Consider the following 18,667-nt stretch of genomic DNA (forward strand, 5'->3'; position numbering starts at 1 on the left):
TGAGGGATATAAAGTGCCGTCCTTAGCCAAGAGTTTGTTTGTTACTGTCCTCATTTCCGCGACAGCGCTTTCGCCGATAGCCGCCTCGGCGGAAACCATTCTCGGCGCGCTTTCCAAGGCCTACCAGAACAATTCCTCGCTGAATTCGGCCCGTGCCGGCGTGCGCGTCACCGATGAGGGCGTGGCGATCGCCAAGTCGGGCTATCGCCCGGTGATCACTGGTTCGGCTGATATCGATTACACCTCCAGGCACCTAAACGGCAGGAACGCGAGCCTGGCATTGACCACCGGCAGCTTCGGCGTTCGGATTGATCAGACGCTGTTCGACGGCTTCCAGACCAAGAACAGGGTCGCGTCGGCCGCTGCACAGGTGAGGGCCTCGGTCGAGGGCCTGCGCAACACCGAAGAGAACACGCTGTTCAACGCGGCGAGCGCCTATATGGACGTGATTCGCGACCGCCAGGTGGCGGTGCTGACCGAACAGAATCTGCAGTTCCTGACCGAGCAGGCGCGCGCGGCACGCTCGCGCTTCGAGGTCGGCGAGGGCACGCGCACCGATGTGGCGCAGGCCGACGCGTCGCGTTCGGCCGCGGTGGCGCAATTGAGTGCTGCCCGTGCGCAGGCTCTGGCCAGTGCGGCAACCTATCATCAGATCGTCGGTGACGAGCCGGGCAAGCTCAAGGCCGCGTCGCCGTTGGCGAAGCTGTTGCCGAGGAGTCTCGAGGCGGCGATCGGCATTGCATCGAACGAGCATCCGGCCATCCTGGCCGCCCTACATTCCGTCGATGCAGCCGGATTTGATGTAAAGACGCAGGAGGGTGCGTTGCTGCCGCAGTTGACTGCCAGTGCCGGCCTTTCCCATGCCTATCAAAATACCGTACCTAGCGCGGGGGATTCGGACGGCGATTCCAATGCCGCCACCGTCGGCGCGACGCTGACCGTTCCGATCTATTCGGGCGGCCGTACCTCCGCACTCGTTCGTCAGTCGAAGGAATCGCTCAGCCAAGCTCGCATCGAGGTGGATGTCAGCCGTGACTCGGTGCGCCAGGCCGTGACCTCGGCATGGACGCAATACATCGCAGCGCGTGAAAGCGTCGACGCTAATCGGCAGGTGATCGCGGCCGCACAGTTGGCGCTCAACGGCGTCATCGAGGAGCGCAATGTCGGACAGCGCACCACGCTCGACGTGTTGAATGCCCAGAACGCCGTCATCTCGGCAAAGATCGACCTCGCCAGCTCCGAGCGCGATGTGGTTGTAGCGAGCTACGCCATCCTGTCGGCCATGGGCCGCCTGTCGGCCGATCGCCTGGCGTTGAATGTGGTGAAGTACAAGCCTGAAGAGCACTACAGAGCCGTCAAGGACAAATGGATCGGGCTGCGTACGCCGGACGGTCGTTGATCGCGACTGAGCGGTTCAAATCCCGCCAAGATTGAAAGTATCGTAGCGCCGCGCTTCCCAAGGATGCGCGGCGTTTGTCTTTTGTAGCCTAAATTGTTGAAATCCGGCGTCTTCCGAGATTGGGGATTCTCGGATGGCGATCCGTCGGCTACGCTGTCGCCATGATTCGTATCCGGCTTTGCCGGACAGGAATCCAGGAACGGGTCACTACAGCGCCACGCGTCCGATGGATGCGCAAAGGAGGCTGTAGAACTTTGATTTTGCGCCTGATCCTCTTCGAAAATCGAAGATCGATTTTCGGGATCATGCGCGGGGGCGGCGGATGTGACGATGGCGACGGCAAGCAGCGCACAGCGCGAACCTTCCATGGAAGAAATACTGGCTTCCATCAGGAGGATCATCGAAGACAGCGACACCGGCCGCAAGGGCGACGCCGATGAGTTGCGGCAGGACCTTGTGCCGGCCGCCGGGCCTGTTTCGGATGTCGAGGCCTTCCGCAGCGAATTGCACAGCTCGACCGAAAGCAAGAAGCCGGTGACGCTGGCCGAGGTGCAGGCCCAACTGGCCGAGCCGGTGGTTGCGCGGCTGGAGCCGCGCTCCGAGCCGTCGCCAGTGAAGCCGGCCATTGCGGCAAATGCCACGACCGCCGCGCCACCCGCGCATGCTCCGATGACCCTGGCGGAAGTGAGCGCCAGGATAGCCAGTGAACCTGCCCCCGCCGTCGGGGCAGAAGCTGCAGTGCGGGCAAAGACGGAAACCACCGACTCGATCGTCACGGATTGGCGCCGCGAAATCGCGGCCGTTGGCAATCAGGCAAAACCGGCTGACACAGTACGGCGGCCCGAGATCAGGCAGCCGGAGACTGAAAATCGGCAGGCAGCAATCGCGGAGGTCGAGGCTTTCGAAGACGATCTCGCTGCCGAGCCGGCTTTCGAGCCTCGTCCTTCGCGCAGCGAGCACGCGCGCCCGGCCGATACAACCCCGGCCCGTCCGGCGATCGTTTCGGAACATACGGGACGGCAGGTCGCAGCCGCCTTCGGCGAGCTCTCCGACGCCTTCGCCAGCCGCAGCAAGAAGACCTTCGACGAGATGGCCGAGGAGATGCTGCGGCCGATGCTGCAGGATTGGCTGGACAACAACCTGCCGACGCTGGTCGAGCGCCTGGTACGCGAAGAAATCGAGCGCGTCGCGCGCGGCGCGCAATAGGCATCACCACAGCCCGTTCCGGATTAAAGCGCCGCCTTCGGGCGGCGCTTTCTCGCTGCAGGCCAGCGTCCGGCTGATGTCGCGAATGCGATCAGCTTCCCGTCGGGATCGCTGACGATGAAGGTGCGGGCATGGCCTTCCCGTTGAAATGACCAGGGCCCCGCCTATCTGCGTTGAAGGACTGAGGCAGCCCTCGCGGTTGACTTGGCCAAAACCTTCCGATTTACACCGGGTCAGCAAAACTCCCGACCGCGCGGACCACTTTCCCATGCTTGAAAAGACCTACGACGCCAAGACCGTCGAACCCAAGATCGCCAAAATCTGGGAAGAGGCGGACGCATTTCGCGCCGGCGCAGGTGCGGAAGAGGGGGCCGAGGCCTTTACCATCGTCATCCCGCCGCCCAACGTCACCGGCTCGCTGCATATGGGCCACGCACTCAACAACACGCTGCAGGATATACTCGTGCGCTTTGAGCGCATGCGCGGCAAGAACGTGCTGTGGCAGCCGGGCATGGACCATGCCGGCATCGCCACGCAGATGGTGGTCGAGCGCCAGCTGATGGAGAAACAGATCCATCGCCGCGATCTCACCCGCGAGGAGTTCATCGAGAAGGTCTGGGAGTGGAAGGCCGAGTCCGGCGGCGCCATCTTCAACCAGCTGAAGCGGCTCGGCGCCTCGGCGGACTGGTCGCGCGAACGTTTTACCATGGATGAAGGCCTGTCCAAGGCCGTGCTCGAAGTATTCGTCAGCCTCTACAAGGAAGGGCTGATCTACAAGGACAAGCGCCTTGTGAACTGGGACCCGAAGCTGTTGACGGCGATCTCCGACCTGGAGGTCGAGCCCCAGGAGATCAACGGCAATCTCTGGCACTTCCGCTATCCGATCGAAGGCGAGACTTTCGATCCGGAAAATTCGGCGACCTTCATTACCGTGGCGACGACACGGCCCGAGACGATGCTTGGCGATACGGCGGTCGCCGTGCACCCGGACGACGAGCGCTACCGGCATCTGGTCGGGAAAAATGTCGTGCTGCCGATCGTCGGCCGGAAAATCCCGGTTGTGGCTGACGAGTATTCCGACCCGGAAAAGGGTTCCGGCGCGGTCAAGATCACGCCGGCGCACGACTTCAACGATTTCGAGGTCGGCAAGCGCCACAAGCTGCCGGCGATCAACATCCTGACCATCGAGGCGGCAATAACGCTCAGGGATAATGAGGATTTTCTCGCCGGGCTCGACGTGACGCCGGAGCGTCAGGCCGTCTGGGACGAGCTCGACGGTCTCGACCGTTTCGTCGCGCGCAAGAAAATCGTCGAGCTGATGGAGACCGGCGGCTTCCTCGACAAGATCGAGCCGCACCGCCACGCCGTGCCGCATGGCGACCGCGGCGGCGTGCCGATCGAGCCGTTTCTGACCGAGCAGTGGTATGCAAACGCCGCCGAGCTGGCCAAGCCGGCGATCGCATCGGTGCGTGAAGGCCGTACCAACTTCGTGCCGAAGAACTGGGAAAAGACCTATTTCGACTGGATGGAGAACATCCAGCCCTGGTGTATTTCACGCCAGCTATGGTGGGGTCACCAGATCCCGGCCTGGTACGGGCCGGACGGCCGGGTCTTCGTCGAGAAGACCGAGGAAGAGGCGCTGGGCGCCGCGATCGAATATTATCTGGCGCTGGAAGGTCCATGGAAGGCCTGGGTCGAGGACAAGCTCGAGACCTTCAAGCCGGGCGAAATCCTGAGCCGCGACGAGGATGTGCTCGACACCTGGTTCTCGTCCGCACTGTGGCCGTTCTCGACACTGGGCTGGCCGGATCATACGCCGGAGCTGAAGACCTATTACCAGACCGACGTGCTGGTGACCGGTTTCGACATCATCTTCTTCTGGGTCGCCCGGATGATGATGATGGGCCTGCATTTCATGCACGAGGAGCCGTTCCACACCGTTTATGTGCATGCGCTGGTGCGCGACAAGAACGGGCAGAAGATGTCGAAGTCGAAAGGCAACGTCATCGATCCGCTCGACCTCATCGACGAGTTTGGCGCCGATGCACTGCGCTTCACGCTGACGGTGATGGCGGCGCAGGGGCGCGACGTGAAACTCGATCCGGCGCGCATCGCCGGCTACCGCAATTTCGGCACCAAGCTGTGGAACGCGACACGCTTTGCCGAGATGAACGAGGTCGCGCGCAATGACGATTTTTGGCTGAACGACGCCAAGTTGCCGGTCAACCGCTGGATCCTGACCGAATTGACCCGGGCGTCGCACGCGATCACCGAGGGCATCACCTCATACCGCTTCAACGAGGCGGCAGGGGCTGCCTACCGCTTCGTCTGGAACCTGTTTTGCGACTGGTATCTCGAACTGCTCAAGCCGGTGTTCATGGGCACTGACGAGGCGGCCAAAGCCGAAAGCCGCGCCTGCGTCGCCTTCGTGCTCGACGAGATTTACAAGCTGCTTCACCCCATGATGCCGTTCATGACGGAGGAGCTGTGGGCGCAGACGGCAGGTGAGGGCAGGACGCGCGCAACGCTGCTGTGCCACGCCGCCTGGCCGTCGCCCGACTTCGAGGACACCGATGCAGCCGCCGACATCAACTGGCTGGTCGATCTGGTCTCCGGTATTCGCTCCGTGCGCTCTGAAATGAACGTGCCCCCGGCGGCGATCGCGCCGCTGGTGGTGGTCGGCGCCAGCGCCGAGACTCACCAGAGGCTGGAACGCCATGCGTCCGCCATCAAGCGGCTGGCGCGGGTCGGCGACATCTCGCAGCAGGACGCCGCACCCAAGGGCTCGGCCCAGATCGTGCTCAACGAGGCGACGATCTGCCTGCCGCTCGGCAGCCTGATCGATCTCTCAGCCGAGGCGGCGCGGCTGCAGAAGGAACTGGCCAAGGTGACCGAGGAAATCGCGCGGCTGCACAAGAAGCTGTCGAACGAACGGTTCGTCGCCAGCGCGCCGGAAGAGATCGTCGCGGCCGAGCGCGAAAAACTCGCAGAATACCGTGATCAGCAGGAGAAGCTTTCGGTGGCGTTGACCCGGGTGCGCGACGCCGGCTGAGCGCCGGATTCGCGAGACGCTTGCAGCGCTTCGCGAAGGTTCTTTTGCTCGAAAAACAGGCGTTCCGTTGCGTTAATATTGACGTAAACGGAAAGTTTCGACCCCTATTGTTGCCATAATGTAACAATGGGGCCGAATGCCGGCAAAATAGAGGGTTTTGGTGCCGTTTTGAGCGGTTTTTTCTGATTTGTCCCCCAGTCTGCCGCCCAAATGGTCATTTTCGAACCTGCCGGCCAAGCCGCCACTGTGTTCGAAATGCGGTCCGCAAGAGTGTACATGTACGCTATGTGAATTCATTGTTGCGCCGTTAACCCGAATTGGTTCTAGCTTGACGCACTAGTATTTCGGGGAGGACATCCATGAACAATTTGCGTTTGAAAACACTGCTGGGGGCGGGGTGTTTTTCGCTGGGCCTGATCGGTTCCGTGCATGCCGGCGGCCTGGAGCGCGGCGGCTATGACATCGATCTGCTGTTCGATCCTGCGCAGGTCGCCGGCGAGGTTACCGGCACCTATGTGATGCCGCAACGCGACCTCAAGAATGTGGTGGACACGAATCCGGCTGACGGCCCCCTTAACGCGCTGGGCCTTTCCAACAGCGCCCGCGATACCGAAAGCTATTGGGTGCCGAGCGTGGGTATCAAGGCTGGTATAGGCCCGGTCGATTGTCTTGTCGACTATGGCCAACCGATCGGTGCGTACAGCAATCCCGGCGTCAACTGGGCCGGCGCGAACGGCAATATCGTAACCAAGGTCGAGAGCGAGGCCGTTGGCGGAACCTGCTCGTACAAGGTGAACCTCGGCAAAGGTCAGTTTCGTTTCATCGGCGGCGTGTTCCATGAGGACGTCTCGGGATTCAAGGAGCAGCTGGTCGCTCCGCTTCCCGCATTTTTGGGTACAGGCGTTGGGCGCCTTGACCTCGAAGGAGACGGCTGGGGATGGCGCGTCGGTGCCGCCTATGAAATTCCTGACATCGCGCTGCGCGCCAGCCTGGTCTACAATTCAGCCGTCAAGCTCGACAACCTCTCGGGGACGCTCGATCTGACACAGGTTCCCGGATTCCTCGACCCCAGCAATCCAATTTTGGGTCGCATAACCGACGTAAGCGGTTCTTCGGAGGTGCCTGAGTCTCTGGAACTCAAGCTCCAGTCAGGTATTGCTCCGGGTTGGCTCGCGTTTGGATCCATTAAGTGGGTCAATTGGAGCGTATTGCAAAGCATTCCATTCTGCCCGACCGCCGCCCCGGGTGCTTGCACCACGACCGGCCCGACCCGCGCTACTTCACTTGATCTGCTCTACCGGGACGGCTGGACGGTCTCCGGCGGTATCGGCCACAAATTCAATGATCAGTGGAGCGGCGCCGCCGTTCTGACCTGGGATCGCGGAACCTCCACCGGACTGAGCGCCCAGACGGACACCTGGACGGTTAGCGGTGGCGTGGCTTACACGCCGACCCAGAACATCGAGGTTCGTCTTGGTGGGGCGCTGGGCGTGCTTACCAGCGGGTCGATCCATCCAGTCGTAGGCGACGATGGCGTCACCTATGGTACGGACTACACCGCTGACTTCGGCAACGATCTTGTGTCGGCCATTTCGACTTCGTTGAAGGTGAAGTGGTAAGCCTTTCAAGTTGAAAAGAAAAAGGCCGGGCATTCCCCGGCCTTTTTCTTATGCGGGCACCGCGTCGAGCCTTGCCGGCGAGAGTTGGCGTTGCAGATACGCCGCACCGGCGTCGCCTCTCGCGATTGTGGCGTTTTGGCAACAGTTCCCGGCCAACCCCCGCGCTACGGTCCCGCTCGACCAAATTGCCCATTTCCCGCCATAAACCCGGCGCACCTCGAATTCGTCTCGGGACACGCGCCACAAGGCTCGGCGATGAGGCAGGCCGCACCGCCCGCGGCAAGGAAGAGAATGGACGCCAAAGTCATTTCCAAGGCTAAGCTCCCTAGCCGCCATGTGACCGTCGGTCCGGCGCGTGCGCCGCACCGTTCGTATCTCTATGCCATGGGCCTGTCTGCCGCCGAGATCGGGCAGCCGCTGGTCGGCGTTGCTTCCTGCTGGAATGAAGCGGCACCTTGCAACATCTCGCTGATGCGCCAGGCGCAAGTGGTCAAGAAAGGCGTCGCGGCCGCCAACGGCACGCCGCGCGAATTCTGCACCATCACCGTCACCGACGGCATCGCCATGGGCCACCAGGGCATGAAGTCGTCGCTGGTGTCGCGCGATGTCATCGCCGATTCGGTCGAACTCACCATGCGCGGACATTGCTACGATGCGCTGGTCGGCCTTGCCGGCTGCGACAAGTCGCTGCCCGGCATGATGATGGCCATGGTGCGGCTCAACGTGCCTTCGATCTTCATCTATGGCGGCTCGATTCTGCCCGGCAGCTATCGCGGCCGCCAGATCACCGTGCAGGATGTGTTCGAGGCTGTGGGACAGCACTCGGTCGGCGCGATCAGCGACGCTGAACTGCTTGAAATCGAGCAAGTCGCCTGTCCGTCGGCCGGCTCCTGCGGCGCCCAGTTCACCGCCAACACCATGGCCACCGTCGCCGAAGCGATCGGCCTGGCGCTGCCCTATTCTTGCGGCGCGCCGGCGCCCTACGAGATGCGCGACCGCTTCAATTTCGCCTCCGGCGAAAAGATCATGGAGTTGATCGCCAAGAACATCCGGCCGCGCGACATCGTCACGCTGAAGGCGCTGGAGAATGCGGCGACCGTGGTCTCGGCCACCGGCGGCTCGACCAACGCAGCGCTGCACCTGCCGGCGGTCGCGCATGAGGCAGGCATCAAGTTCGACCTGTTCGACGTCGCCGCGATTTTCGAGAAGACGCCCTATATCGCCGACCTCAAGCCGGGCGGCAAATATGTCGCCAAGGACATGTTCGAGGCCGGCGGCATTCCGCTGTTGATGAAGACGTTGCTCGACCACGGCTATCTGCATGGCGACTGCCTGACGGTGACTGGCCGTACTTTGGCCGAAAACATGGAGCATGTTGCCTGGAATGATAGCCAGGATGTGGTCCGTCCCGCCAACCGACCAATCACCCAAACCGGCGGTGTCGTGGGCTTGAAGGGCAACCTTGCCCCGGAAGGCGCGATCGTGAAGGTCGCGGGCATGACGGAGCTGAAATTTTCAGGTCCGGCACGCTGTTTCGATTCGGAAGAGGAATGTTTCGAGGCGGTCACGCACCGCAACTACCGGGAAGGCGAGGTTCTCGTCATCCGTTACGAAGGTCCGCGCGGCGGTCCGGGCATGCGCGAGATGCTGTCGACGACGGCGGCTCTCTACGGCCAGGGCATGGGCGGCAAGGTCGCTCTCATCACCGACGGCCGTTTTTCGGGCGCTACGCGCGGGTTCTGCATCGGCCATGTCGGGCCGGAAGCTGCCGTTGGTGGACCGATCGGACTCTTGAAAGACGGCGATGTGATTTCGATCGATGCAACCAAAGGCACGATCGCGGTCGATCTGTCCGAGGCCGAACTGGCAACGAGGGCAAAGGCTTGGAAGGCGCGCACGACCGACTATCAGTCGGGCGCGATCTGGAAATACGCACAGACGGTAGGGCCTGCCCGCGACGGCGCGGTCACCCATCCGGGCGGTGCCAAAGAAACACATTGCTATGCGGATATCTGAGTTGTTGAGGTCGTCTGTCCTTCCGGCACTGGTCGCTGTTGCGATCTTTGGCGCCGTGGGCCAGGCCATGGCCTTCGACGACAAGGTGTTCGACGACAAGACCGGCGTGAAGCCGCAATCGAGCCCGTGGGCCGTGTTCCAGTTCGGCTTCTCCGCTTACAAGAGCGGCCACAAGGAACAGGCGGTCGAGGCCTATAAATACGCCGCCGAAAACGGCCAGATCGGCGCCACCTGGAAGCTCGCCCGCATGTATGCCGAAGGCGACGGCGTGACGCGCGACGACTACGCGGCGTTCAAATTCTTCTCCGAGATCGTCGATCAGGATGTCGAGCCGGGTTCGCCGGAGGAAAGCTATGTCTCCGACGCGCTGGTGGCGCTGGGCGACTATCTCCGGACAGGCATCCCCGGCAGCCCGGTCGAGGAAAACGAGGTCGCGGCGCAGGAATATTACATGCGTGCGGCCGCCAATTACCGCAACCCGAACGCCCAGTTCGAGATGGGCCAGATGTTCCTGAAGGGCGAGGGCGGCGTCAAGGCCAGCGTCAAGCAGGCCGGCCGCTGGTTCCAGCTCGCCGCCGAAAAAGGCCATGCCGGCGCCCAGGCGACGCTTGGCAATCTTCTGTTCCAGAGCGGCAAGATCGTGCGCGGGCTGGCCATGATGACCGCCGCGCTCGAACGCGCCTCGCCGAGCGACCAGCCGTGGATCCGCGGCATGCAGGAAGAGGCATTTGCCGCCGCCGGCGAAGCCGACCGCCGCACTGCGATTTCGCTTGCCGACGATATTCTCACCAAGGGCGGCGGCGACCAGTGAAATTGCCAATCTCCCCCCTTGAGGGGGGAGATTAGCTCACATCCATCAGTTCTCGGTGAGTTCCGCCGGCACCGCTCTGTGTACCGGCATCGAGATCGGCGTGACGTGCAGATGCGGCTTCATCGTGCTGTCGGGGCAGCTGTCGCCGATCTTGGTCCATGAGGTGTTGTTGAGCACCAGGTCGCAGCGGGCCATATGGCTCTTGTCTGAAACCGTCAGGCAGGTGACCTGGCCGACCTGGTAGGACTTGCCATTGGCCAGGCACTGCTGATCGGCAAGTGCCGCTGCAGGAGAGGCCATGGCAAATGCCAGACCGATCGGGCAAAGGAGGAATCGTAGTGCCATGGAACCCCAGCCGCCATGCTGATCTCTGACTGAATGGCGCGATTGTGGCGACATCAGGGTTTCGGCTGATATCAGGCCGGCAGCAGCGCCAGATCGATCGCCACCGGCACATGGTCGGAAGGCTTTTCCCAGGCGCGCACGTGCTTTTCGATCGAGGCCGAGGAAAAGCGGTTGGCGGCTTCGGGCGACAACAGCAGATGGTCGATGCGGATGCCGTTGTTCTTCTGCCAGGCACCGGCCTGGTAATCCCAGAAGGTATAGACATCGGCCGCATCGGTGACGGCGCGGACTGCCTCGGTGAAGCCGAGATTCTTCAGCCGTCGGAAGGCCTGCCGGGTCTGCGGCTGGAACAGCGCATCGCCAAGCCAGTTCTCGGGGAAGCGCGCATCGACCGGCTCGGGGATGACATTGTAGTCGCCGGCCAGCACCAGCGCCTCCTCCAGAAGCAGCCGTTGCTCGGCCCAGCGATGCAGCCGTTCCATCCAGGCCAGCTTGTAGGGAAACTTCTTCTCGTCATCGACCGGGTTGCCGTTGGGCAGATAGAGCGAGGCGACGCGAAGCGCGCCCTGGTCGGTCGAGAACACGCCCTCGATGAAGCGCGCCTGCTCGTCGGTGTCGTCACCGGGCAGGCCCCTGATAACCTCGTCGAACGGAAGCTTCGACAACAGGGCGACGCCGTTAAAGCCCTTCTGGCCATGGGTTTCCACGTTGTAGCCAAGCGCCTCGATCTCGGCGCGCGGGAACTGCTCGTCGACCGACTTGATCTCCTGCAGGCAGACGATGTCGGGCTGGCTTTCGCTCAGCCAGTGGGTGAGGTTGCCGATGCGGGCGCGAATGCCGTTTATGTTCCAGGTAACGATTTTCATGGGCGGCCTCAGGGATGTTCGGGCGAAAGACGTTCGACAAGCCCGATCGTATTGCCTGCCGGGTCCTTTAGAAAGGCCATCCACTCGCTTTCCCCCGCCGTTCCGAACGTGCCTTCGGTGTCGTTGTGGACGAGCGCCGGCGGTGCGGTGAAGGGAACGCCGGACGCTTTCGCCTCGGCGTGGAAGGCTTCGAGCCCGGCTATGTCGAGATAGACGGTGCCGGCCGGAACGCCATCGGTGAACAGCAACCTGATATCACCGGCCATGATGAAGGCGATGCCCGGCGGATCGTAGCGGGCGTGAACGTTGAGGCCGAGCACATCGCGCCAGAAGGCCAGCGTCACGTCGAGATCGCGCCCGGCCGACAGTGCGACCTGACGGACCGCGCCGACGCCGGACATCTGCCTAGATGGAGAAACTGGTGCCGCAGCCGCAGGAGGCGACTGCATTGGGGTTGCGGATCTGGAACGATTGGCCCATCAGATCGTCGACGAAGTCGATCACCGAGCCGCCCATATAGACCAGCGACAAATCGTCGATCAGCACGGTGGCGCCGTCCTTTTCGATGGCGACGTCGTCGTCGTTGCGCGTATTGACCAGGTCGAACTTGTAGGAAAAGCCGGAGCAGCCGCCGCCCTCTACGGAGACGCGCAGCGCCGTCTTGCCGGCCTCGCCAGAGACGATTTTCGCGATCCGCCTGGCGGCGGACTCGGTCATCTCGACTTTCATGGCAGTCTTGGCATCAGCGCCCATGGGCGTCACCTTGCTTTCAGTTTCACATGATAGGTATGAAGCGGGAAGGGGCAAGTCAACTGCGGCGGCATCAGCCATGACAAATGAGCTTGGCGACATTGGGTTCGGCTATCGGCCGCGCGCGGCCTATGCCAGCGACCCAGCCAAGTCGCGCGGGCGGCTCTATGACGAGGTCGAGAGCCCGACTCGCACGCCATTCCAGCGCGACCGTGACCGTATCATTCATTCGACTGCCTTCCGCCGCCTGAAGCACAAGACGCAGGTGTTCGTCGCCCATGAAGGAGATCACTACCGCACCCGGCTGACGCATTCGATCGAGGTGGCGCAGATTGCGCGGGCTCTGGCGCGAGCGCTGCGCGGCGACGAGGATCTGGCCGAGGCGGTCGCCTTGGTGCACGATTTCGGTCACACGCCGTTCGGCCATACCGGCGAGGACGCGCTGAACGAGCGGATGGCCCAATGGGGCGGCTTCGACCACAATGCGCAGTCGCTGCGCGTGGTGACGCGGCTGGAGCGGCGCTATGCCGAGTTCGACGGGCTGAACCTGACCTGGGAAACGCTGGAAGGCCTGGTGAAGCACAATGGCCCGCTGACCGACGCCAAGGGAAAAGGGCTCAAAGGCCCGGTGCCGCAGGCGATCCGCGACTATTCCGAGTTGCACGACCTCGAACTCGACCATTTCGCCGGCATCGAGGCGCAATGTGCTGCGATCGCCGACGATATCGCCTACAACACCCATGACATCGACGACGGCCTGCGCTCCGGCTTCCTGACCTTGGACATGCTGGAAACGGTGGCGCTGCCGGGATCGATCCTGGCAAGCGTGCGCGCGCGCTATCCGGGCCTGGACGATGTGCGCACCGGCCATGAGCTGATGCGCCGGCAGATCACGATGATGGTCGAGGACGTCATTGTTTCCACCACCGCCAATCTGGAGCGCATCAAGCCTGACAGCGCCGAAGCGGTGCGGGCGGCGGGCGAGACGATGGTGACCTTTTCCGCAGACATGGCGGCGACCGAGAAGGATTTGAAGACCTTTCTTTACAAGCATCTCTACCGGCATGACGAGGTGATGCGCGTTCGCATTGAGGCCGAGCAGATCGTGCGCGACCTGTTCGATGTCTATTTCGCCGATCCGCGCGCCATGCCGGACGGCTGGCGGGAGGGGCTCGACCGGGCGGAGGACCGCATCAAGGCGCGCAGCGTCGCCGATTTCCTGGCGGGGATGACGGATACCTACGCCTTGAAGGAACACCGCCGTCTGTTTGACCATACGCCCGATTTAAGCTAGGGCGGGCGCGATTTGCCGGCCAATGAGCCGGTTCCCCTGCACAGTCCGCCAGAGCAAGACCCATGAACATCTTCGCCGATTTCAGCGCGCGAATCACAAAAGCCGTCGAAGCGCTTGATTTGAAAGACAGTGATGGCGTTTCGCCCGACCTGTCGCGCATCGCCGTCGAGCCGCCGCGCGACGCCAGCCATGGCGATCTCGCCACCAATGCGGCGATGGTACTGGCCAAGCCGACAGGGCACAACCCGCGGGCGCTGGCCGAGCGGCTGGTGGAAGTGCTGCGCAGCGACGCCGATGTTGCCGAAGCCGACGTCGCCGGTCCCGGCTTCGTCAATCTCCGGCTCAAGGACGCTTTCTGGCAGGCACATCTGACCGCGGTGCTCGGCGAGGGGCAAAACTACGGCCGCTCGACCATTGGTGGCGGCAAGAAGAGTAATGTCGAATATGTCTCGGCCAATCCGACCGGGCCGATGCATGTCGGCCATTGCCGGGGCGCGGTTGTCGGCGACACGCTCGCCAATCTGATGGCCTTCGCCGGCTATGACGTCACCAAGGAATACATCATCAACGACGCCGGCGCGCAGATCGACGTGCTCGGGCGTTCGGCCTTCCTGCGCTACCGCGAAGCGCTGGGCGACGACATTGGCGAGATACCGGCCGGCCTCTATCCCGGCGATTACCTTGTGCCGGTCGGTCAGGCGCTGGCTGCCGAATATGGCCGCAAGCTCTTGCAGATGCCCGACGATGAGTCGCTGGCAATCGTCAAGGACCGCACGATCGACGCCATGATGGTGATGATCCGCGAGGATCTGGCGTTGCTCAATGTGCATCACGACGTTTTCTTCTCCGAGCGCACGCTGCATGCCGACAATGCCAAAAAAATTCGCTCGGCGATCAACGATCTGACGCTGAAAGGCCATATCTACAAGGGCAAGCTACCGCCGCCCAAGGGCGAGAAGCCGGACGACTGGGAAGACCGCGAGCAGACGCTGTTTCGCTCGACGGCGGTCGGCGACGACATGGACCGGGCGCTGGTCAAGTCCGACGGCTCGTTCACCTATTTCGCCGCCGACGTCGCCTATCTCAAGGACAAGGTCGACCGCGGTTTCGTCGGCCTGATCTATGTGCTGGGCGCCGACCATGGCGGCTACGTCAAGCGGCTGGAAGCGCTGGCGCGGGCGATTGCAGGCGATGATCTGAAGCTGCAACTCACGGTGCTGCTGTGCAATCTGGTGAAGCTGTTTCGCGATGGCGAACCGGTTCGGATGTCGAAGCGGTCGGGCGACTTCGTGACCTTGCGCGAAGCGGTGGAGGAGGTGGGCCGCGATGCGATCCGCTTCATGATGCTCTACCGCAAGAGCGACGCGCCGCTCGACTTCGATTTCGCCAAGGTCACCGAACAGTCCAAGGACAATCCCGTGTTCTACGTGCAGTACGCTTCGGCGCGCTGTCATTCGGTGTTCCGGCAGGCGAGCGAGCAACTGGGCGAGGCCAATTTCGACCGCAACAGCCTGGCCGCGGCCTCGGCGTCGCTCACCGACGAGGGCGAGATCGGCCTGATCCGGAAGCTGGCTGAATATCCAAGGCTGATCGAATCCGCGGCCCTTGCGCTGGAGCCGCACCGGCTGGCATTCTACCTCTACGATCTGGCTCACGCCTTCCATGGACACTGGAATCGGGGCACCGAGAATCGCGACTTACGTTTTGTTAAGGTTAACGACCGACAATTGACTCATGCCAGACTAGGGCTGGTGCAGGCTGTTTCGGATGTTTTGACCTCCGGCCTGACGCTGATTGGGGCTGATGCGCCCACTGAGATGCGTTAGGTTTAACTAAAACACCTGTCACCATTTGCCCACATTGCGCTGGTAAGGGCCAACCCTACGCGACGTCCATGGCGTCCGAATGAGTGCGAGTTCGGGAACAATAATGGCAGACAGAACCCAGCTGAGAGTAGCCGACAACAACGACATCGCCGAAGATGATCCGTTCGCTGAACTGACCAGGATCATGGGTTTCGATCCGCGCCAGCCGGTCAAGCCGCAGGCGCCAGCCGTCGAGACGGCTGCAGACGAGGGCGATTTCGACATCGACCTCGAGAAGGAGTTGATGGGCGAATTCGGCGATGAAGTCGGTTCCATGGAGGCCAGCCAGCCAGCTCCCGAGGTTCACCAGCCTGCCGCTGAGCCCTACGAACCTGCTGCCGAGATTCGCGAGCCGGAAACCACCGATGCCGCGATGGACGATGCGCTGGCTGCTTCGCTGGAATATGATTTCGTCTTCGACGATGCCGCCGATCTGGATTTCGGCGCTGCCCCGCGGGCTGCGGCTGCTCCCGTTGAACCCTCGTTTGCCGGACCTTGGTTTGCCGAGCCCGCATTTGACGAAGCTGCATTCGACGATGATTTCGACAATGCCGTGGCCAGTTCACTGGAAAACGTATCGCCGCTCGAAGACGACCTGCCGATGGATCACGACCTTGCCGCTTCGCTCGAGCAGGGGTTGCTGCTCGATGACGATGCGACCGTCGCCCATGCCGCAGATGTCGCCCAGGTTGCTGCTGCGCCTGCCGACGATGTCGCGTTCGACGATGATTTCGACAATGCCGTCTCGATGTCGCTGGAAGACGAGCTGACGCTGGACGGTCCTGCGCCGGCGCAGGACCAGTATGCCGCGCCAGTAGCCGAGGCGCCGATCCATACCTTCGACGCCGTCGGCGCCGCCGACCAGGCTGTTGCCGACGAGGATTTTGCGGTTCATTTCGATGACGCGATGGCCGATGTCGACATGGACTTTGCAGCCGAGCATTTCGAGCCTCAGGCTTTCGAGGCTCAGCCTGTTGAGGCCGAGGATCCGGAAGAGCGCGATCTGGATGTCAGCGATCTGCAGGTCAGCGCGCCGGTTGAGATGGATGCGCCGGAAGTGGACGAGACGCCGGCCTGGACCGTGGAGGCCAGCCCCTCTCATGAGACTGCGCACGAAGCATTCGACGATTTCGATCTGAGCATCGATGATGCGCTTGCCGATCACGAGCCGGTGGCCGAGACCGCACCCGCTCCGGTTCAGCCAACTCCGGTCGCACCAGCCTATGTGGCGCCTACCAATATGGCGACCCCGGCCGCTCCGGTAGCTGACGAACGGACGTTGGAAGATGAACTCAACGCGCTGCTTGGCGCCATGACCACACCACGCCCGGCGCCAGTCGCCCCGATTCCGGTGGTCACCGAGCCCACCAGGGCTGCCGCCATCGAGCCCACCAGGACTTATGAGCCGGTTGCCCCGGTGCAGCGGTCCGTCGCGACGCCGGTCGCTCCGGTCGATAATCTCGACTGGGACCTAGACGAACACGCGCCTGCTCCTCAGGAGGCCCAGGCGGACGATGCCGATTTCGACGATCTGCTTGCCGGCGAACTTGAAGGCCATGTGCCCGAGATCGAGTTCGATGATCACGCCTTCGACGCGGCGCTGGCCAACGGCATCGATCTCGGTCATGACGATACGGCAGCACCGGTCGCTGGCGATTGGCGCTCGACGCCGCCGGAGCCGGCGCGTTCGTGGAGCCGCGTGACTCCCACCCCGGCCCAGCCTTCCTTTGCAGCGCAGCCGCAAGCTTCTTTTGCAGAAAAGCCGTCCATGCCGCCGGCGGCAGCGCCAAGCTATCGCGACCAGCCGGTTGCAGCTGCTGCCTATGCGGCGCCGACGCCATCGCGCCAGGCGCCGCCTCAGGCCTATGACGAGATGCCGGATGTCGAGACGGTCGATGTGCCGGAGCGTGTGGTGGCGATTGCCGACGACCTCGACATTCCAGAACTCAGCTTCGAGCAAGACGAGCCGGCCGCCTATGACGACATCGACGCCGAATTCGCCGGCATGCTCAACGAGATGAACGCGGTGGAAGTGGCGCCGCCCACTGCCGCACGCAGTGCCGGCTATGATGACGATTCCTACAGTTCCGGCTTCAGTTCGGGCCACGAGCTCGACCAGCGCGCCTATGCGGCGCGGCCAGCCGAAGTGCTTGCAGCCACGCAAGCTCACCACGCCGATGCCGCCGGCGGCTTCGACATGGACGATCTGCCCGGCAGCCAGCCGGTTTCGCAGGCCGACGATTTCGCGGTCGACGAACTCGACTACGATCCGGATCTGGACGAGGCAATGGCGGTGCCGGGCCTCGCCGAGCAGGAAGCCGCACGGCCGCGCAGGAGCGGCCTGCTGGTCGCGGGGGTCGTTGCTGCGGTTGCGATTGCCGGCGGCCTTGGCGCCTTCGCCTTGTCGTTCGGCGGAAAGGGCGGCAGCGATGCGCCGGTCATTGTCAAAGCCGACAACAGGCCGATCAAGGTCAAGCCCGAAAATCCGGGCGGCGCCGTGGTGCCGAACCAGGACAACAAGGTTTATGATGCGGTCGCCAAGGGCACCAAGCCGGCCGAGCCGGTTCAGGAGAAGCTGGTCACCAACACCGAAGAGCCGGTCGATGTGAAGGCGCAGGAGCCTGAAAGCCGCGTCGTCGATCTGTCGCCCGACGATACCGACGCTGCCCCAGGCCCCGACGCTGCCGGCAACCCCGAAGCTGCCGTCAACCCCGACGCGGCTGTCGCGCCGGCGCCAAAGTCCGAGGACCGCATCGCTCAGGTGCTGCAGGAAGCCGACAAGAACCCCGATACGGTCGCCGTTGCCCCGCGCAAGGTGCGGACCATGGTGGTCAAGCCCGACGGCTCGTTGGTGGCCCGCGAGGACTCGACGCCGGCCGCGCCACAGGTTGCGGCGACTGAGCCGCTTGACCCGGCGCCGCAGCACGTCGCCCCTTCGGCCGATGCCGAGCAGACCGGCACCGTGGCGCCTGCCGATCAGGCAAATAGCGACCAGGCAAGTGCCGAGACCGCCAAGCCGGTCAAGCCGGTGAAGCCGGCGGCCACGCCGAAGGCTGAGACCCAGTCCGCCAACACGCCGCAGACGGTTGCCGTAGCGCCGCAGCGCCCGTCCGACCAGCCGGTCGACGTGGTCGGCGAGGTCAAGCCCGACCAGGTTGCCTCCATCCCGGCGACGGCTTCGACATCGGGCGGTTCGTGGTCGATGCAGATCGCTTCGCAGCCGACGGTCGAAAGCGCCCAGGCCAACTACGCCGACCTGCAGCGCCGCTATGGAAATGTGCTCGCCGGTCGCACCGCCAACATCGTCAAGGCGGAGATCGCCGGCAAGGGCACCTTCTACCGTGTCCGGGTGCCTGCGCAATCGCGCAACGATGCGATCAATCTGTGCACCAGCTACAAGGCTGCCGGCGGCAACTGCTTCGTGTCTCGGTAAGGCCGGATCCA

13 protein-coding genes are annotated in these 18,667 nt (G+C 63.1%); 9 read left to right on the forward strand and 4 right to left on the reverse strand.

Features of this window, described 5'->3' with window-relative positions:
* The first annotated feature begins 13 nt into the window (after window positions 1-13).
* From NLY43_RS31150 to NLY43_RS31175, 6 genes are all read left to right on the forward strand, one after another.
* Window positions 14-1,399, forward strand: a complete 1,386-nt coding sequence (locus NLY43_RS31150) for a TolC family outer membrane protein (protein WP_023710693.1) — start codon at window positions 14-16, stop codon at window positions 1,397-1,399.
* A 330-nt stretch (window positions 1,400-1,729) separates the two neighbouring features.
* Complete coding sequence (locus tag NLY43_RS31155) at window positions 1,730-2,605, forward strand: PopZ family protein (RefSeq protein ID WP_023710692.1); 876 nt, start codon at window positions 1,730-1,732, stop codon at window positions 2,603-2,605.
* Window positions 2,606-2,873: 268 nt separating this feature from the next.
* On the forward strand, window positions 2,874-5,657 hold the full coding sequence (locus tag NLY43_RS31160; RefSeq protein ID WP_023710691.1) for a valine--tRNA ligase: 2,784 nt from the start codon (window positions 2,874-2,876) through the stop codon (window positions 5,655-5,657).
* A gap of 359 nt (window positions 5,658-6,016) precedes the next feature.
* On the forward strand, window positions 6,017-7,276 hold the full coding sequence (locus NLY43_RS31165) for an OmpP1/FadL family transporter (protein WP_023688210.1): 1,260 nt from the start codon (window positions 6,017-6,019) through the stop codon (window positions 7,274-7,276).
* A gap of 291 nt (window positions 7,277-7,567) precedes the next feature.
* The gene (ilvD, locus tag NLY43_RS31170) at window positions 7,568-9,292 is read left to right on the forward strand and encodes a dihydroxy-acid dehydratase (RefSeq protein WP_023710690.1); all 1,725 of its coding nucleotides are present in this window, start codon (window positions 7,568-7,570) and stop codon (window positions 9,290-9,292) included.
* The gene (locus tag NLY43_RS31175; RefSeq protein WP_023667701.1) at window positions 9,279-10,103 is read left to right on the forward strand and encodes a tetratricopeptide repeat protein; all 825 of its coding nucleotides are present in this window, start codon (window positions 9,279-9,281) and stop codon (window positions 10,101-10,103) included. The genes ilvD and NLY43_RS31175 overlap by 14 nt, the downstream gene beginning before the upstream one ends.
* A gap of 45 nt (window positions 10,104-10,148) precedes the next feature.
* On the opposite strand, the gene NLY43_RS31180 is transcribed toward NLY43_RS31175, so the two are convergent.
* From NLY43_RS31180 to erpA, 4 genes are all read right to left on the reverse strand, one after another.
* Window positions 10,149-10,403 carry a hypothetical protein gene (locus NLY43_RS31180; protein WP_245263961.1) on the reverse strand — a complete coding sequence of 85 codons (255 nt, stop codon included), beginning with the start codon at window positions 10,401-10,403 and terminating at the stop codon, window positions 10,149-10,151.
* A gap of 116 nt (window positions 10,404-10,519) precedes the next feature.
* On the reverse strand, window positions 10,520-11,314 hold the full coding sequence (gene xth / locus NLY43_RS31185) for an exodeoxyribonuclease III (protein ID WP_023706008.1): 795 nt from the start codon (window positions 11,312-11,314) through the stop codon (window positions 10,520-10,522).
* Window positions 11,315-11,322: 8 nt separating this feature from the next.
* On the reverse strand, window positions 11,323-11,715 hold the full coding sequence (locus NLY43_RS31190) for a VOC family protein (protein WP_023691101.1): 393 nt from the start codon (window positions 11,713-11,715) through the stop codon (window positions 11,323-11,325).
* A 4-nt stretch (window positions 11,716-11,719) separates the two neighbouring features.
* The gene (gene erpA / locus NLY43_RS31195; protein WP_031199080.1) at window positions 11,720-12,067 is read right to left on the reverse strand and encodes an iron-sulfur cluster insertion protein ErpA; all 348 of its coding nucleotides are present in this window, start codon (window positions 12,065-12,067) and stop codon (window positions 11,720-11,722) included.
* Window positions 12,068-12,143: 76 nt separating this feature from the next.
* Here erpA and NLY43_RS31200 point away from each other — a divergent pair, with 76 nt between their 5' ends.
* The 3 genes from NLY43_RS31200 to NLY43_RS31210 all read left to right on the forward strand — a co-directional run bounded on the left by NLY43_RS31200 (window position 12,144) and on the right by NLY43_RS31210 (window position 18,656).
* The gene (locus tag NLY43_RS31200) at window positions 12,144-13,358 is read left to right on the forward strand and encodes a deoxyguanosinetriphosphate triphosphohydrolase (protein WP_023710688.1); all 1,215 of its coding nucleotides are present in this window, start codon (window positions 12,144-12,146) and stop codon (window positions 13,356-13,358) included.
* Between the two features lie 62 nt (window positions 13,359-13,420).
* Window positions 13,421-15,184: an arginine--tRNA ligase gene (gene argS / locus NLY43_RS31205; RefSeq protein WP_023710687.1), complete on the forward strand. Its 1,764-nt coding sequence runs from the start codon at window positions 13,421-13,423 to the stop codon at window positions 15,182-15,184.
* 103 nt (window positions 15,185-15,287) lie between these two features.
* Window positions 15,288-18,656, forward strand: a complete 3,369-nt coding sequence (locus tag NLY43_RS31210) for an SPOR domain-containing protein (protein ID WP_023710686.1) — start codon at window positions 15,288-15,290, stop codon at window positions 18,654-18,656.
* The last annotated feature ends 11 nt before the right edge of the window (window positions 18,657-18,667 follow it).

Source organism: Mesorhizobium sp. C416B, from assembly GCF_030323165.1.
Classification (GTDB): Bacteria; Pseudomonadota; Alphaproteobacteria; order Rhizobiales; family Rhizobiaceae; genus Mesorhizobium.

Bases quoted from the DNA above. Each gene is read 5' to 3' on its own strand.
- NLY43_RS31155 (WP_023710692.1), top strand. From the start codon at position 1,730: ATGGCGACGGCAAGCAGCGCACAGCGCGAACCTTCCATGGAAGAAATA.
- NLY43_RS31160 (WP_023710691.1), top strand. From the start codon at position 2,874: ATGCTTGAAAAGACCTACGACGCCAAGACCGTCGAACCCAAGATCGCC.
- NLY43_RS31165 (WP_023688210.1), top strand. From the start codon at position 6,017: ATGAACAATTTGCGTTTGAAAACACTGCTGGGGGCGGGGTGTTTTTCG.
- ilvD (WP_023710690.1), top strand. From the start codon at position 7,568: ATGGACGCCAAAGTCATTTCCAAGGCTAAGCTCCCTAGCCGCCATGTG.
- NLY43_RS31175 (WP_023667701.1), top strand. From the start codon at position 9,279: ATGCGGATATCTGAGTTGTTGAGGTCGTCTGTCCTTCCGGCACTGGTC.
- NLY43_RS31180 (WP_245263961.1), bottom strand. From the start codon at position 10,403: ATGGCCTCTCCTGCAGCGGCACTTGCCGATCAGCAGTGCCTGGCCAAT.
- xth (WP_023706008.1), bottom strand. From the start codon at position 11,314: ATGAAAATCGTTACCTGGAACATAAACGGCATTCGCGCCCGCATCGGC.
- NLY43_RS31190 (WP_023691101.1), bottom strand. From the start codon at position 11,715: ATGTCCGGCGTCGGCGCGGTCCGTCAGGTCGCACTGTCGGCCGGGCGC.
- erpA (WP_031199080.1), bottom strand. From the start codon at position 12,067: ATGGGCGCTGATGCCAAGACTGCCATGAAAGTCGAGATGACCGAGTCC.
- NLY43_RS31200 (WP_023710688.1), top strand. From the start codon at position 12,144: ATGACAAATGAGCTTGGCGACATTGGGTTCGGCTATCGGCCGCGCGCG.
- argS (WP_023710687.1), top strand. From the start codon at position 13,421: ATGAACATCTTCGCCGATTTCAGCGCGCGAATCACAAAAGCCGTCGAA.
- NLY43_RS31210 (WP_023710686.1), top strand. From the start codon at position 15,288: ATGGCAGACAGAACCCAGCTGAGAGTAGCCGACAACAACGACATCGCC.